At 65.1% G+C, this 15,601-nt stretch carries 10 protein-coding genes and 2 riboswitches; of the genes, 7 read left to right on the top strand and 3 right to left on the bottom strand.

From position 1 onward, the window contains the following. The first annotated feature begins 176 nt into the window (after positions 1–176). From KYT87_RS25410 to gcvP, 7 genes are all read left to right on the top strand, one after another. Positions 177–2,438: an arginine/lysine/ornithine decarboxylase gene (locus KYT87_RS25410; protein ID WP_046805107.1), complete on the top strand. Its 2,262-nt coding sequence runs from the start codon at positions 177–179 to the stop codon at positions 2,436–2,438. Between the two features lie 23 nt (positions 2,439–2,461). Further along, on the top strand, positions 2,462–3,664 hold the full coding sequence (locus KYT87_RS25405) for an NAD(P)/FAD-dependent oxidoreductase (protein ID WP_219991145.1): 1,203 nt from the start codon (positions 2,462–2,464) through the stop codon (positions 3,662–3,664). A 205-nt stretch (positions 3,665–3,869) separates the two neighbouring features. After that, positions 3,870–4,484, top strand: a complete 615-nt coding sequence (locus tag KYT87_RS25400; RefSeq protein ID WP_219991144.1) for a superoxide dismutase — start codon at positions 3,870–3,872, stop codon at positions 4,482–4,484. Positions 4,485–4,513: 29 nt separating this feature from the next. Further along, positions 4,514–5,407 carry a ZIP family metal transporter gene (locus KYT87_RS25395; protein ID WP_219991143.1) on the top strand — a complete coding sequence of 298 codons (894 nt, stop codon included), beginning with the start codon at positions 4,514–4,516 and terminating at the stop codon, positions 5,405–5,407. 116 nt (positions 5,408–5,523) lie between these two features. Further along, positions 5,524–5,620, top strand: a riboswitch (glycine riboswitch). Positions 5,621–5,653: 33 nt separating this feature from the next. Then, a riboswitch (glycine riboswitch) is annotated at positions 5,654–5,777 on the top strand. A gap of 91 nt (positions 5,778–5,868) precedes the next feature. Beyond that, complete coding sequence (gcvT, locus tag KYT87_RS25390) at positions 5,869–6,969, top strand: glycine cleavage system aminomethyltransferase GcvT (protein ID WP_219991142.1); 1,101 nt, start codon at positions 5,869–5,871, stop codon at positions 6,967–6,969. Positions 6,970–7,071: 102 nt separating this feature from the next. Continuing rightward, complete coding sequence (gene gcvH / locus KYT87_RS25385; RefSeq protein WP_046805102.1) at positions 7,072–7,449, top strand: glycine cleavage system protein GcvH; 378 nt, start codon at positions 7,072–7,074, stop codon at positions 7,447–7,449. A gap of 71 nt (positions 7,450–7,520) precedes the next feature. Further along, positions 7,521–10,394: an aminomethyl-transferring glycine dehydrogenase gene (gcvP, locus tag KYT87_RS25380; protein WP_219991141.1), complete on the top strand. Its 2,874-nt coding sequence runs from the start codon at positions 7,521–7,523 to the stop codon at positions 10,392–10,394. Positions 10,395–10,485: 91 nt separating this feature from the next. On the opposite strand, the gene KYT87_RS25375 is transcribed toward gcvP, so the two are convergent. The 3 genes from KYT87_RS25375 to KYT87_RS25365 form a co-directional block, all read right to left on the bottom strand. Further along, positions 10,486–12,444 carry a DUF945 family protein gene (locus KYT87_RS25375; protein ID WP_046805100.1) on the bottom strand — a complete coding sequence of 653 codons (1,959 nt, stop codon included), beginning with the start codon at positions 12,442–12,444 and terminating at the stop codon, positions 10,486–10,488. Between the two features lie 240 nt (positions 12,445–12,684). After that, the gene (locus tag KYT87_RS25370; protein ID WP_219991140.1) at positions 12,685–14,160 is read right to left on the bottom strand and encodes a M81 family metallopeptidase; all 1,476 of its coding nucleotides are present in this window, start codon (positions 14,158–14,160) and stop codon (positions 12,685–12,687) included. Between the two features lie 27 nt (positions 14,161–14,187). Beyond that, the gene (locus KYT87_RS25365; protein WP_046805098.1) at positions 14,188–15,597 is read right to left on the bottom strand and encodes an amidase; all 1,410 of its coding nucleotides are present in this window, start codon (positions 15,595–15,597) and stop codon (positions 14,188–14,190) included. Positions 15,598–15,601: the final 4 nt, after the last annotated feature.

Raw genomic sequence — 15,601 nt, 5'->3', positions numbered from 1 at the left:
CTGTTCGGCCTATCTGGGGATTTCCCGTAGGACTGAAAGAAAAACAGCCCTACAATTCCGCCATTCCCGCCTGTTGGGCGGGGGCTCGCGCCGTCTGTCATCAGGCGGATTTTTACTAGCAGTACACTCGCGCCGCGTTATGCGACCGAACCCGCCATGCCCCCAGGAGCGCCTGCATGAAATTTCGCTTCCCCATTTTCATCATCGACGAGGACTACCGTTCCGAGAACGCGTCCGGTTTGGGTATTCGTGCCTTATCTGAAGCGATCGAGGCCGAGGGCGTCGAGGTGATCGGGGTGACCAGCTATGGCGACCTGAGTTCGTTCGCGCAACAGCAAAGCCGGGCCAGCGCCTTCATCCTGTCGATTGACGATGAAGAGTTCGACGTGGACTCGCCCGAAGACGTGGCGAGCGCCATCAAGAACCTGCGCATGTTCATTGGCGAACTGCGCTTTCGCAACGCCGACATTCCCATCTATCTGTATGGCGAGACGCGCACGTCGGAACACATTCCGAACGACATCCTGCGCGAACTGCACGGCTTCATTCACATGTTCGAGGACACCCCCGAATTTGTGGCGCGCCACATCATCCGCGAAGCGCGCAGCTACGTGGATTCGCTGCCGCCGCCGTTCTTCCGCGAGCTGGTCAAGTATGCGCAAGACGGCTCGTATTCCTGGCACTGCCCGGGCCACTCGGGCGGCGTCGCCTTCCTGAAGAGCCCGGTGGGCCGCATGTTCCACCAGTTCTTCGGTGAAAACATGCTGCGCGCCGACGTCTGCAACGCCGTGGACGAACTGGGCCAGTTGCTGGACCACACCGGCCCCGTGGCCGAGTCCGAACTGAACGCCGCCCGCATCTTCCACGCCGACCACTGCTTTTTCGTGACCAACGGCACGTCCACGTCCAACAAGGTCGTGTGGCACGCCAACGTGGCCGCCGGCGACGTGGTCGTGGTGGATCGCAACTGCCACAAGTCGATTCTGCACGCCATCACGATGACGGGCGCGATCCCGGTGTTCCTGCGCCCCACGCGCAACCACCTGGGCATCATCGGCCCGATTCCGCTGGAAGAATTCCACCCGGACAACATCCGCAAGAAGATCGAGGCCAACCCCTTCGCGCGCGAAGCGGTGAACAAGAATCCGCGCATCCTGACGCTGACGCAAAGCACGTACGACGGCGTCATCTACAACGTGGAAATGATCAAGGAGCAGCTGGGCAGCTATGTCGATACGCTGCACTTTGACGAAGCCTGGCTGCCGCACGCCTCGTTCCACGAGTTCTACCAGGACATGCACGCCATCGGCCAGGACCGCCCGCGCAGCCAGGACGCGATGGTCTTCGCCACGCACTCCACGCACAAGTTGCTGGCCGGCATTTCGCAGGCTTCGCAGATCATCGTGCAGGAATCCGAGACCCGCAAGCTGGACCGCAACGTCTTCAACGAGGCGTACCTGATGCACACGTCGACCTCGCCGCAGTACGCGATCATCGCGTCGTGCGACGTGGCCGCCGCCATGATGGAACCGCCCGGAGGCACCGCGCTGGTCGAGGAAAGCATCCGCGAAGCGCTGGACTTCCGCCGCGCCATGCGCAAGGTGGAATCCGAATTCGGCAAGAACGACTGGTGGTTCAAGGTCTGGGGCCCCAACCGCCTGGTGTCCGAAGGCATCGGCAACCGCGACGAATGGATCCTGGAAGCCAACGACCACTGGCACGGCTTCGGCGAAATGGCCGAAGGCTTCAACATGCTGGACCCGATCAAGGCCACGGTCATCACGCCGGGGCTGGACATGTCGGGCAGCTTCGGCGAAACGGGTATCCCGGCCGCGCTGGTCTCCAAGTACCTGACCGAGCACGGCGTCGTGGTCGAAAAGACCGGCCTGTATTCGTTCTTCATCCTGTTCACCATCGGCATTACCAAGGGCCGCTGGAACACGCTGTTGACCGCGTTGCAGCAGTTCAAGGACGACTACGATCGCAACCAGCCGCTGTGGCGCATCCTGCCCGACTTCTGCCGTGTGCATCGCCGCTACGAACGCATGGGCCTGCGCGATCTGTGCCAGGAAATCCACGAAGCCTACCGCGCGCGCGACGTCGCCCGCCTGACCACCGAGATGTACCTGAGCGACATGGTGCCGGCGCTGAAGCCGTCGGACGCCTTTGCGCGCATGGCGCACCGCGAGGTCGAGCGTGTCGACATCGACAAGCTGGAAGGCCGCGTCACGGGCGTGCTGTTGACGCCGTATCCCCCGGGCATTCCGCTGTTGATTCCGGGCGAACGCTTTAACCGCACCATCGTGCAGTACCTGCAATTCGCGCGCGAATTCAACGAGCGCTTCCCCGGCTTCGAAACCTATATTCACGGCCTGGCCGACGAACTGGGTCCGGATGGCGAAAAGCGCTACTACGTTGATTGCCTGATCGAAGAATAAGACCCGGCGGGTCTGGAGTCCTGATGTTTGATGTAGCCGTCCTCGGCGCCGGCGCTGCTGGCATGATGTGTGCAGCGGTGGCCGGGCAGCGCGGCTTGCGCGTGGTCCTGGTCGACCATGCCGAGCGCCTGGCCGAAAAAATCCGCATCTCCGGCGGTGGCCGCTGCAACTTCACCAACATCGGGACCGGGCCCGCCAATTTTCTGTCCGAAAACCCGCATTTCTGCCGCTCGGCACTGTCGGCTTACACGCCGCAGGATTTTCTGGCGCTGATGAAGCGCCACCATATCGCCTGGCACGAGAAACACCGTGGCCAGCTGTTCTGCAACGATTCCAGCGAATCCATCATCGACATGCTGCGCGCCGAGTGCGACGCGGGCGATGTGCAATGGCGCATGGGGTGTTCGGTGGCCGATATCGGCCACGGCGAGCAGGGCTTCGAACTGCGCACCAGCCAGGGCGTGATCCGCGCGGCCAAGCTGGTCGTGGCCACGGGCGGCATGGCGATCCCGCAGCTGGGCGCCACCGACTTCGGCCTGAAGATCGCGCGCCAATTCGGCTTGAAAGTCGTCGAGCCGCGACCCGCGTTGGTACCGCTGACCTTTGACTCCGCACAATGGCAGCCGCTGTCCGAGCTGTCGGGCGTGGCGCTGGAAGTGGGCCTGGAGACGGGGCAGGGCAAGGCGCGGGGTGAATTCCTGGAAGACCTGCTGTTTACCCATCGCGGCCTCTCAGGCCCGGGCATCCTGCAAATTTCCAGCTACTGGAAGCCGGGCGAACCCATCGTGATCGACCTGGCACCGGGCCGCGACCTGGCCGAAGAATTGCTGGCGTCCAAGTCGGGCAACCGGCAGCAGCTGCATACCGTGCTGGCGGGCCTGTGGCCCAAGCGCCTGGCCGATCGCTGGCTGCATCTGGCAGAGCAGGGCGGCAAGCCCGGCCTGGCCGCGATGCGCCTGGCCGACGCGCCCGACAAAACGCTGCGCGCGCTGGCTCAAGACATCCACCAATGGACGCTGGTGCCCAGCGGCACCGCCGGCTACAAGAAAGCCGAAGTGATGCGCGGCGGCGTCGACACGCGCGGCCTGGACCAGAAATCCATGCAAGCCAAAACCACGCCCGGGCTGTACTTCATCGGCGAAGCGGTGGATGTGACCGGCTGGCTGGGCGGCTACAACTTCCAATGGGCCTGGGCCTCCGGCGTGGCCTGCGGCAAGGCGCTGTAAGGGCGCTGTTTTCAAGGTCGTGATCGCCCGGTGATCGCGCAGTAATTGCGCAACGCCACATCATCATTGTTTTATCAAATAAAAATACATATCATTTGTGTTTCCTGTCTTGGTTGTCGCCGGCCGTTCTTTGGCCCTCGGCCCCGACCTTCGATCATCGACTGTCGCCGTTCCCTTGGAACAGGCGAGTCCCACGGAGACGCTCATGCCCTACACCCTTCCGACGCTGCCCTACGCCTATGACGCCCTCGAGCCTCACATCGACGCCATGACGATGGAGATTCACTACAGCAAGCATCATCAAACCTATGTCACCAGCCTGAACGCGGCGCTGGATGGCGCCGGCATCAGCACGGAAGAACCCGTTGAAGCCCTGGTCGCGCGGCTGGACCAATTGCCGCAAGCCATACGCGGCGCGGTGCGCAACCATGGCGGCGGCCACGCCAACCACAGCTTGTTCTGGTCGGTGATGTCGCCCCAGGGTGGCGGTGAACCCGATGGCGCGCTGGCGGCCGCTATCGAATCCGAACTGGGTGGCCTGGCCGCCTTCCGCGAGGCCTTCACCAAAGCGGCCCTAACCCGCTTTGGCAGCGGCTGGGCCTGGCTCTCGGTCACGCCGGCCGGCAAGCTGGTGGTGGAAAGCAGCGCTAATCAGGACAGCCCTCTGATGCACGGCAATACGCCGATCCTGGGCCTGGACGTCTGGGAACACGCCTATTACCTCAAGTACCAAAACCCTCGCCCTGAATACATTGGCGCCTTCTACAATGTCGTGAATTGGCCCGAGGTGGCGCGCCGTTATGCGGCCGCAAAGGGTTAAGCCCGCTTTGTGATGGAGGCATCGGCCCCATGAACACATTCAGCCGTCACCGCGTGCGTCCCGCGGCCACCAGCATCAGCGTCTGGACCCTGGCCGTGCTGGTGTCCTGCCTGGCGATGCACCAGCTGTGGGCCTACCTGGACGTGCGCGCGCCGCACGTGGCCGACGCCCTGCTGGGCGGGCTGGTAGCGGCCGGCGCCACCGCGCTGGGCACCGTGCCTATCCTGTTCGCCCGCACCATCCCGCAAAAGGTCCAGGACAGCATGTTCGGGTTCGGCGCGGGCGTCATGCTGGCGGCCAGCGCGTTTTCCCTGGTGGCGCCGGGCATCGCGGCGGCCGAAAGCCAGGGCATGGGCCGCTGGGGCGCGGGCCTGACGGTGGGGGCGGCCATTCTGCTGGGCGCGGCGGTGCTGCTCATCATGGACCGCACGCTGCCGCACGAACATTTCATCAAGGGCCGCGAAGGCATCGAGGCGCGCCGCATGCGACGCGCCTGGTTGTTCGTTATCGCCATCACGCTGCACAACCTGCCCGAAGGCCTGGCCATCGGGGTCGGCTACGCGGGGGGCGATCCGGTGGCGGGCACCGCGCTGGCCACGGGCATCGCGATCCAGGACATTCCCGAGGGGATGGTTGTCGCGGTGGCGCTGTTGGCCGCCGGCTATAAGCGGGCCTTCGCCGTGGCGCTAGGCATGTTGTCGGGGCTGGTCGAACCGTTGGGCGCGGTGCTGGGCGCCGCCATCGTCGGCTGGTCCGTCTTGCTGCTGCCCTGGGGGCTGGGCTTTGCGGCGGGCGCCATGCTGTTTGTCATCAGCCACGAGATCATTCCCGAATCGCACCGCAAGGGGCACGAGGTCTACGCCACGTGCGGGCTGATGCTGGGCTTTGTGCTGATGATGTTGCTGGACACGGCGCTGGGCTAGCCCGGGGGGTGGTGTCCGGTTTGGCGTGGTCCACGGCAGCGGTTTGTGGCCGGGCCGCGCCCGGAAATCGCGCTTTTCCAGGCCTGGTTTTCGTTGTATGCTTGGCGCCGCTGTCACGCATGTTTGCGGGAGAGAGCGCCCCTTTCACCAGGGTCGCCGCCGAAGGCGCAATTCGCCCAGAATCGCTCAGGTAACCGATACCGCACATGCTTGCCCCGTCCCGGTTTTTAACGTGTGGATGCGGCAAAACAGTACTCTGGAGAGACCTGGCGCCGCCCCGAATTCGGGACACAGCGAGCAGCCCAGGCGCCGAAGGTGCAAACCCGCCCAGCGCGGGGCAACTCTCAGGCAAAAGGACAGAGGGGCGGAAGATTCAGCCGATGCCGTGCGGGCGCAATCCGCTTGTCACGACCGGCATTCCGTAACCCTGGCAAGCCATTGCCGTCCCGGAGTTTCCGCGCATGTCCGCAACCCTCAAACGCACCCCGCTGGCCGACGAACACATCGCCTCCGGCGCCCGAATGGTCGATTTCGGCGGCTGGGACATGCCCTTGGCCTACGGCTCGCAGCTTGAGGAGCACCACGCGGTGCGCCAGGACGCCGGCATGTTCGACGTGTCGCACATGCTGAACGTGGATGTGGCCGGCCCCGATGCCTACGCCTTCCTGCAACGCCTGGTCGCCAACGACGTCGCCAAGCTGATCGTGCCCGGCAAGGCGCTGTATTCGTGCATGCTGAACCCGCAGGGCGGCGTCATCGACGACCTGATCATCTATTTCTTTGCCGCTGACGAATGGCGCGTGGTCGTCAACGCCGGCACCGCCGACAAAGACGTGGCCTGGATGCAGCGCGTGAAGCAGGCCGGCAATTTCGACGTTGCCATCACCCCGCGCCGCGATCTGGCCATGGTGGCCGTGCAGGGCCCGAACGCCCGCGCCAAGGTCTGGGCCTCGCGCCCGGCCTGGCAAGCCGCCTCCGAAGCACTGACCCCCTTTGTTGCCGCCCGCGTGGGCGACGACACGCTCGTCGCCCGCACCGGCTACACCGGCGAAGACGGCTTTGAAATCGTCCTGCCTGCGTCCGACGTCGTGCAACTGTGGCGCGACCTTGCTGCCCAGGGCGTGCGCCCGGCGGGCCTGGGCGCGCGCGACACGCTGCGCCTGGAAGCCGGCATGAACCTGTATGGCCAGGACATGGACGAGCTGACCCAGCCCGACCAGGCCGGCCTGACCTGGACCGTGTCGCTCAAGAATGCCGAGCGCCGCTTCATCGGCCGCGACGCGCTGGAACAATTCGCCACCCCCGCCGCCTTTGTCGGCCTGAAGCTGCAAGAGCGCGGCGTGATGCGCGCCCACATGGCCGTGCGCTGCGCGCAAGGCACGGGCGAACTCACCAGCGGCACCATGTCGCCCACGTTGGGCGTGTCGATCGGCTTTGCCCGCCTGCCGCAAGGCGTGCGTCCGGGCGACACCGTCGAAGTCGACATCCGCGGCAAATGGGTGCCCGCCCTGGTCTGCAAGCTGCCCTTCGTGCGTAACGGCAAAGCCGTCGAACACTCGTAAACTCGAAGCTTCGCGCGAACGGCCGCTGCCAGTTGACGCACACGCCGCTCGCACGAGGCGCGCAACTCCATTCATCTACCCGTATTCCCTAGAGGATTTCCCATGAGCCTGCCCACCGATCGCAAGTACACCCAGTCCCACGAATGGGTCAAAGCTGAAGGCGACGTGTTTGTCGTCGGCATCACCGATACCGCCCAGGACCAATTGGGCGACCTGGTTTTCGTTGGCGACGTCAAGGTTGGCGCCAAGCTGAACGCGGGCGAAACCGCCGGCGTGGTCGAGTCGGTCAAGGCCGCCTCGGACATCTACGCACCCGTCAACGGTGAAATCGTTGCCTTCAACGACGAGCTGGAAAACAACCCCAGCCTGATCAACGAATCGGCCTTCACCACCTGGATCTTCAAGATCAAGCCGGTCAACGCGGCCGATGCCGACAAGCTGCTGGACGCCGCCGGCTACGAAGCCGTCGCCAACGGCTAAGAAGCCGGTTCGAGCCGGGCGCGCCGACCTCTTGGCGCGCCGGCCTGATGCACCACCACCCGAGAGTTCCCATGTCGCGCGCCCTAGACACCCATACCGACTTCATCCCCCGCCACATCGGCCCGTCCGACGCCGACCAGGCCGCCATGCTCCAAGTGATTGGCAGCGCCAGCCTGGACGCCCTGATCGACGAAGTCGTTCCCGCCAAGATCCGCAGCCAGGCCCCGCTGGCGCTGCCGCCCTCGCGCAGCGAAACCGACGTGCTGGCCGAACTGAAGCAGATCGCGGGCCGCAACAAGGTCTTTCGCAATTACATCGGCCAGGGTTACTACGGCACGCAGACCCCCAACGTCGTGCTGCGCAACATTCTTGAGAACCCCGCCTGGTACACGGCCTACACGCCGTATCAGCCGGAGATCTCGCAAGGGCGTCTTGAAGCCCTGCTGAACTACCAGACCATGGTCGCCGACCTGACCGGGCTGGACATCTCCAACGCCTCGCTGCTGGACGAAAGCACGGCCGCCGCCGAAGCCATGACGCTGGCCCGCCGTGGCGCCAAGTCGCAAAGCCCGGTGTTCTTCATTTCGCGCCACGTGCATCCGCAGACCATCGAAGTCGTGCGCACGCGCGCCGAAGGCCTGGGGCTGGAAATCACCGTGGGCGACGAAGCGCAGGGCTTGCCGGAATGCTTCGGCGTGCTGCTGCAATACCCGCACAGCACCGGCTCGGTGTCCGACTACCGCAAGCTGGCAGAAGCCGCCCACGCGCAAGGCGCCGTGGTTGCCTGCGCCACCGACCTGCTTGCGCTGGCCCTGTTGGCCGCCCCGGGCGAGTGGGGCGCGGACATCGCCATCGGTTCGGCGCAACGCTTTGGCGTGCCGTTCGGTTTTGGCGGCCCGCACGCCGGCTTCATGGCCTGCAAGGATTCCTTCAAGCGCAACATGGCCGGCCGCCTGGTCGGCGTGTCGAAAGACGCACAAGGCAACCCGGCAATGCGCCTGGCGCTGCAAACGCGCGAACAGCACATCCGCCGCGAGAAGGCCACGTCCAACATTTGCACCGCGCAGGTGCTGCTGGCCGTGATGGCCGGCATGTACGCCGTGTGGCATGGCCCCGAAGGCATCCGCCGCATTGCCCAGCGCGTGCAGCGCAGCACCGCCATCTTGCGCGCTGAGCTCATCAAGCTGGGCGTGAAGGTTGTGAACGACACGTTCTTCGACACGCTGCTGCTGGAAACGGGCGCGGCCACCCCGGCCATCGTGACGGCCGCCGAGTGCGAGCACATCAACCTGCGCCGCGTCGACGGCGCGCGCCTGGCCGTGTCGCTGGACGAAACCGTCACCGTCGCCGACCTGCAAGCGCTGGTCAACGTGTTTGCCGCCGGCCTGGAACGCGATGATGTCGAACTGGACATCGACGCGCTGGACGCGGCCGCCGCCGGCGGCATTCCCGCATCGGTCGCGCGCGAAAGCGCCATCCTCAAGCACCCCGTCTTCTCCAGCGTGCAATCCGAAACCGACATGCTGCGCTACCTGCGCAAGCTGGCCGACAAGGACCTGGCGCTGGACCGCACGATGATCCCGCTGGGTTCGTGCACCATGAAGCTGAACGCCACGGCCGAGATGATCCCCATCACCTGGCCCGAATTCGCGCTGATCCACCCATTTGCCCCCGCCTCGCAAAGCCAGGGTTACAACGAACTGATCGACCGCCTGTCCGCCGCGCTGTGCGAAATCACCGGCTACGACAACATCAGCCTGCAACCGAACTCGGGCGCGCAGGGCGAATACGCCGGCCTGCTGGCCATTCGCGGCTACCACCAGGCCAACGGCCAGCATCAGCGCAACGTCTGCCTGATCCCGGCCTCGGCCCACGGCACCAACCCCGCGTCGGCGCAGCTGGCCGGCATGGACGTGGTGGTGGTGGCGTCCGATTCCAACGGCAACGTCGATCTTTCCGACCTGCGCGCCAAAATCGAGCAGGTCGGCGACAAGCTGGCCGCGCTGATGATCACCTACCCGTCCACGCACGGCGTGTTCGAGGAAGCCGTCACTGAAATTTGCGACATGGTCCACCAGGCCGGCGGCCAGGTGTACCTGGACGGCGCCAACATGAACGCCATGGTCGGCGTGGCCCAGCCGGGCAAGTTCGGCTCCGACGTATCGCACCTGAACCTGCACAAGACGTTCTGCATTCCGCACGGCGGCGGCGGCCCCGGCGTGGGTCCCGTAGCGGTGCGCGCGCACCTGGCGCCGTACCTGCCGGGCGTGGTGAACGAACAGGGCAAGCTGCCCGGCGAAGCCAAGGTCGGCCCGGTGTCGGCCGCGCCGTTCGGTTCGGCCGGCATCCTGCCGATTCCGTTCGTCTACATCGCGCTGATGGGTGCCGACGGCCTGCGCCGCGCCACCGAAGTGGCCATCCTGAACGCCAACTACATCGCTACCCGCCTGCGCGACCACTATCCGGTACTGTACGCGGGCCGCAATGGCCGCGTGGCGCACGAGTGCATTCTGGACGTGCGCCCGTTGAAGGAAACCAGCGGCATCAGCGCCGAGGACATCGCCAAGCGCCTGATGGACTACGGTTTCCACGCGCCCACCATGAGCTTCCCGGTGGCCGGCACGCTGATGGTCGAGCCAACGGAATCCGAAGGCGTGGCCGAGCTTGACCGCTTCATCGACGCGATGATCTCCATCCGCGAGGAAATCGCCCAGGTCGAGCGCGGCGAACGCGATCGCGAGGACAACGTCCTGAAGAACGCGCCGCACACCGCGCAGATGCTGTTGGCCGAAGAATGGCTGCACGACTACCCGCGCCAGCAGGCCGCCTACCCGGTGGCGTCGCTGCGCGAAGCCAAGTACTGGCCGCCCGTGGCCCGTGTGGACAACGCCTACGGCGACCGCAACCTGGTCTGCGCGTGCTTGCCGATCGAAGCGTACGCGTAGGGCATTACGCGTAGCGGCGATAAAAAAGCCTCCATCTTGCGATGGAGGCTTTTTGTTGGGCGCTTGCCCGTATCGGTATCGGCCGTACGCCTTACTTGGCCGGCGCCGCCTGGGCCGCCTCGTTGAAGTCTTCGGCGATGCTGATGAACGTGTTCAACAGGATTTGCAGGTTGTCCTTGCCGATCCCGCCTTCCGCGTTCATGTCCATTTGCAGCACGGCCTGGTTCTTGTTGTCCAGGTAGGCGCGGGTCCAGCGGTATTCCTGGTTCCAGCTGTTGATGGTCTTCAGCGACATCGGCTTCTTGGTCTTGTACGTGGCCGTCATGACCAGGTCCAGGCACTTTTCAGTGAAGTCGTTGCACAGGAATTCCAGGCGCAGGTCGCTGGCGCCGGTGGTGCCCGGGTCCAGGATCAGCACGGGGCCTTCGTCGCCATCCTGCTTGTTGGCGGTAATGCCCATGTCGTCCAGCAGGGCGCTGACGGTGTCCAGGCTGAAGTCCTGCATCACGCCGACGGCGGGCGTTGCGCCTTCGGCCGGCTCTTGCTCGCTCATGCCGGGCATGGACTCTTCTTCGTCGTCGCCCATGGAATTCATGCCGGCGGCGCCAAGCAGGCCGCTGAACAATTCGTCGGCGGGAATTTCCTTGCCGTTCAGGTTGCCCATGCCGTCCGCGAACGTGAACTTGCCGACGATGTTGTCGCCGTCGTTCTTGCCCACGTTGAACATTTCAGCCATGCCCGACATCTGGCGCACGGTCTGGTCGGCGTCCTCGGCGGCCTTCTCCGGGGTCAGCCCTTCTTTCTTGACGGCGTATTGCGCGACCAGGTCCTGCACCATCGGCTTGGAAATGATCAGCGTGGCGTCGATGCGCTTGATGGCCTTGGCGGCAATTTCCTGCGGCGTCAGGTTCTTGACGTCCGGCGGGTTGGCCAAGTCCAGCGTGAAGTTCAACTTGCTTTCGCCCTTGCCGGTTTTCCAGCTGATCGGGTCGATGCTGAATGACGGGTTGCCCGCCAGCAGCTTGCCGGCGCTGTCCAGCATCGCCTGGAACTGCTCGTCCTTCAGGCCCTCGTCTTCGGTCTGCGCCATGTATTGACGCAGCAGCTGGTTGTACGTGTCCGACAGTTGCTTGACGGCCTGGCCGTCCAGCTTGGCCAGCTTGATCACGGCCTGGCCATTGCCCAGAGGCACGTCGTTGACGGTGATGTCGCCGGTTTGATAGGCGGCCTGCATGTTGATGGACTTGTCGTCCTCGGACAGCTTCACGCCGTAGCCGAAGTTATCCAGCGACAGCTTGACGTCGTCGCCCTTGCGGGTCACGTCGATGCGCTTGATCTTCAGGTCCGAATCGCCCATCGACACGCCGAACTTGCCCATGCGGCTGTTCACGTCCATCGTCAGGCCGGCGATCGACATGATGACGGGGTCGTTGCTCTTGGAACCATCGATGGCCAGCTTGTCCATCACGCCATGCGCGACGACGCCTTGCAGCGTACGGTCGAAGCTGCCGGTGATGACCATGCCGCTGAAGTCGATCGAATTGCCTTGCAGCGCGGTCGACACGGGCGCGATCTTGGCCGTGGAGGTGGTCGTGCCGCTGTAGCTGACCATCGCGTCGCTGATCAGCGGCGAGATGTCTTTGGTCAGCGCGAACACTTCCTTCAGGTTGTCGGTCTTGGCGACTTCCGCGTGCACGAACGCCAGCTTGGGCGCAATCGCGCCGCGCGACAACGCGGTCTTGGGGAAGGGGCCGTGTTCGATGACGGCATCGAATTCGATCATGCCGGCGGGCATGGCGTCCGGGCTCTTGTCGTTCTTGACCAGCGACAGGCCATAACGGGCCTGGGTCGAGAACAGGCTGCGGTCGTACTTGAGCTGGTCGATGCGCAGGCCGAACAGCGGCGTCAGCTTGGCCAGCTTTTCGTTGGCTTCTGCCAGATGGCGTTGCGAGCTTTCCTCAATGCGTTTGCCGGTATACCACGTGGCGCCTATCCAGCTTCCCGCTCCCACTATGACCACGCCGAGGGTGATCGCTACGCTCTTTTTCATCGTTGTGCTTTTTTCGTTGATTATCGAGTTATATCCGGCAGACAGGGCATTGCGCCGTCGCGGCTGGTCTCCCAGGCGCGGCTGCCGGCATACACGTATTCATCGGCCTGTAAGGGCCCGCGCCGGAGTATACCGATGCGCTGTGACGCTCGACCGTGCGCCCAGTTACTGAAGATTTCAAAATGAAAGGCCGGCGCAGGGCGCCGGCCGTTTTGTCGACAACTTTGCGACCCGATTTCGTTACAGCGGGTCCAGCGGGTAGATCGGCCGGCGCACGTGCTTGAACTCAAGCTGGCTGTAGTCGGACGTGGTGACGCCCACGCCGGTGCATTCGATGACCTCGGTGGCCATGGCGGAAAAGCCCGCGCGCCAGTGCACCCGGCTTTTCAGCACCACATAGCGCTTTTGCAACGGGTCAACGCCAACGGACAACAGGCAGTTGATGTCGAAGGGTTCCTGGTGGCGCGACACCACCACGATTTCGACCCGGCCGGTGTCGATCACCACCGTCAGCCCGGTGTCGTTGCGCACGCCCCGGTACATCGGGCCCCGGCTCAGGTAGACGCCGTCGAACACCAGCTTGACGCGGCCTGTCACCTGCAACGGTTCGCTGGGTTCCTTGATAGCCGGCATGGCCAGCTTGCCGCCCAGCGTCAGGGTGATGGTCTTGCCCACGCCCGCGGCAGCGGCCTGTTCTGCTGCCTGGGGGTCGCAGATGGCGTAGAACACCACGTTGTCCAATTCCTGGCGCAGCACTTCGGCCAGCACGGCCGTGGTGTCCATGGTGCCGCCCGAGCCCGTGTTGTCGTAGTGGTCCAGCAGCACCACGGGGCCTTGCTCGATCTGTTTGGCGCGCGCGATGGTGGGCGCCAGCGGCTCGGGGTGGAACACCCAATCGGCGCGACCTGCCCAGGCGCGTTCCAGCAGTTCGTCGCGGTGCTTCTCGGCCACTTGCAGGTTGCCGTCCGTACAGACGACGGCGCTCAGGCCCGCTTCGCGGATGTCCGCATGCGGAAACCCCACGAAGACGGACGCCGCCAGCACGCCGCCCGCTTCCAGTTCCTTGCAGCGTTCCTGCAAGGGGCCGTTGGGCGCGGCATGGGTGCCCTGGCACATGATGTGCGGCAGCATGGGCTTGTTGGCCCACGTCATGACGGGTTTGATCTCGCCCTTGAGCGTGCGCGCGATGACGTTGGCGGCGCGCACCCCGGCCGCGCGGATATCCACGTGCGGATACGTGTGAAAGCCGCTGATGACGGTGGCGTTGCGCACGATGTCGTCGTAGATATTGGCGTGCATGTCCAGCGTGACGGCCACCGGCGTGGTCGGGTCGATTTCCCGCAGGCGCCGCAGCAGGTCGCCCTCGGCGTCTTCCACGCCTTCAGCCACCATGGCGCCGTGCAGGTCCAGCAAGATGGCGTCAAAGCCGCCCAGCTTGACCTGGTCCAGCACCAGCTTGCACAGGCGTTCGTGGGTCTCGGCGCTGGTGGGGCCGCTGGGCCAGGACTCGGCCGCTACGGGCACGACCATTTCCGCGCCCTCGCGGCGCGCCACTTCGATATAGCCGCCCAGCCCGCTGTCGGTGTTCTCGTAGGCCTTGATGGCAAGATCGCCGGCCAGGATGTCGGGGCTGCCTCGGAAAAAGCGTTCAAGCGGGGTCGGCACGGGCGAATAGGTATTCGTCTCGTGCTTGATCATTGCCAATAGCCAACGCATGGGAATTCCTGTGGTTGCTGTGGAAAGTCAGTTCGTCTGGGGCGGCTGCGGCCACGGGTGTTGCGCGGGACGCATCTGCTCCCACGCGCGCGCCACGCGCAACACGCCCAGGTCGTCAAAGCGCGCGCCGGCGATTTGCAGCCCAATGGGCAGCCCCGCCCGCGTATAGCCGCAATTGACCGAGGCGGCCGGCTGTTCGCTCATGTTGAAGGGCAAGGTGAAGCCGATGTGGTGCATGGTCGTGGCCACTTCATTGGTGGGCGACGGCCACTCGGCGTTGTAGGCCACCACGGGCGCCACGGGCGACAGCACGTAGTCGAATGGCGCGCAGGCGGCCACGGTCTTGGCGCGCACGTTCAGCGTTTCGTAGTAGCTCTTGAAGACGGCTTCGCCGCTTTGGCCGCCGCCGCTTTCCGCCCACGTGCGAATGAACGGCAGGATCTTGGCGCGGCGTGCCTCGGGCAGCGCGGCCAGGTCGATGGCCGAACGTGTGCGCCAGAAACGGTCCACGCCATCCAGCATGTCGGGCGTCATCCAGGGCAGCATCGGCGTGACGATGGCGCCGGCGGCTTCGAAGGCTTGCGCGGCCGCCTGCACGGCGTCGCGCACTTCCGGGTCCAGCGGCAGGCCGCAGCCCGCGTCCATCAGCAGGCCGATGCGCAGGCCCTTGACGTCTTGCGCCAGGTTAAGCCAGTCGAAGTCCTGGAAAGGCAAGCTCATGTGGTCGCGCGCGTCAGGCTGCGACAGCACGCCCATCATCAGTGCGGTGTCGGTGATGGTGCGCGTCATGGGGCCGGCGCAGCGGCCCATGAAAGGCGGGTCGATGGGAATGCGGCCCAGGCTGGGCTTCAGCGTGGCGATGCCGCACCAGGCGGCCGGCAGGCGAACTGAACCGCCGATGTCGGTGCCGATATGCAGCGGGCCATAACCCGCCGCCGCCGCCGCGCCCGCGCCCGCGCTGGAGCCGCCGGGGTTCTTGCTCAGGTCCCAGGGGTTGCGCGTCAGCTCGTGAAAGCTGGACAGCCCCGAGGACAGCATGCCGAAGTCCGGCATGGTGGTCTTGCCCAGCAGCACGGCGCCCGCTTCGCGCATGCGGGCGGCGGGCGGCGCGTCGGCGGCGGCCGGGGTCAGGTCGGTGGCGGCGGTGCCCAGCGGCACGGGCGTGCCGCGTGTAGCGATGTTTTCCTTGATGGTCGCGGGCACGCCATCCAGGCTGTAGCCGCCCGCTGATTGCGGCTGGCCCTTCATCCAGCGGGCTTCGGAGGCCCGCGCCATTGCCAGCGCGCCCTCGGGGTCCAGCGCATAGGTGGCCTTCAGGTGCGGTTCCCAGCGCTGGATGTGGTCAAGCACCGAGCGCGTGACCTCAACGGGCGACAAGGTCTTGTCGCGATACGCTTGCAGCAGTTCCTGGGCGGACAATTCGTGCGGTTGTGACATCTGG

The sequence above is a fragment of the Achromobacter sp. ES-001 genome, from assembly GCF_019448355.1.
Taxonomy (GTDB): domain Bacteria; phylum Pseudomonadota; class Gammaproteobacteria; order Burkholderiales; family Burkholderiaceae_B; genus Achromobacter; species Achromobacter spanius_B.
Note: the sequence above shows the minus strand (reverse complement) of the source record. Positions and strands in the feature narration are given on the sequence as shown.

Coding starts and splice junctions, on each gene's coding strand:
- KYT87_RS25405 (WP_219991145.1), top strand. CDS start 2,462: ATGTTTGATGTAGCCGTCCTCGGCGCCGGCGCTGCTGGCATGATGTGT.
- gcvP (WP_219991141.1), top strand. CDS start 7,521: ATGTCGCGCGCCCTAGACACCCATACCGACTTCATCCCCCGCCACATC.
- gcvT (WP_219991142.1), top strand. CDS start 5,869: ATGTCCGCAACCCTCAAACGCACCCCGCTGGCCGACGAACACATCGCC.
- KYT87_RS25370 (WP_219991140.1), bottom strand. CDS start 14,160: ATGCGTTGGCTATTGGCAATGATCAAGCACGAGACGAATACCTATTCG.
- KYT87_RS25365 (WP_046805098.1), bottom strand. CDS start 15,597: ATGTCACAACCGCACGAATTGTCCGCCCAGGAACTGCTGCAAGCGTAT.
- gcvH (WP_046805102.1), top strand. CDS start 7,072: ATGAGCCTGCCCACCGATCGCAAGTACACCCAGTCCCACGAATGGGTC.
- KYT87_RS25375 (WP_046805100.1), bottom strand. CDS start 12,444: ATGAAAAAGAGCGTAGCGATCACCCTCGGCGTGGTCATAGTGGGAGCG.
- KYT87_RS25400 (WP_219991144.1), top strand. CDS start 3,870: ATGCCCTACACCCTTCCGACGCTGCCCTACGCCTATGACGCCCTCGAG.
- KYT87_RS25410 (WP_046805107.1), top strand. CDS start 177: ATGAAATTTCGCTTCCCCATTTTCATCATCGACGAGGACTACCGTTCC.
- KYT87_RS25395 (WP_219991143.1), top strand. CDS start 4,514: ATGAACACATTCAGCCGTCACCGCGTGCGTCCCGCGGCCACCAGCATC.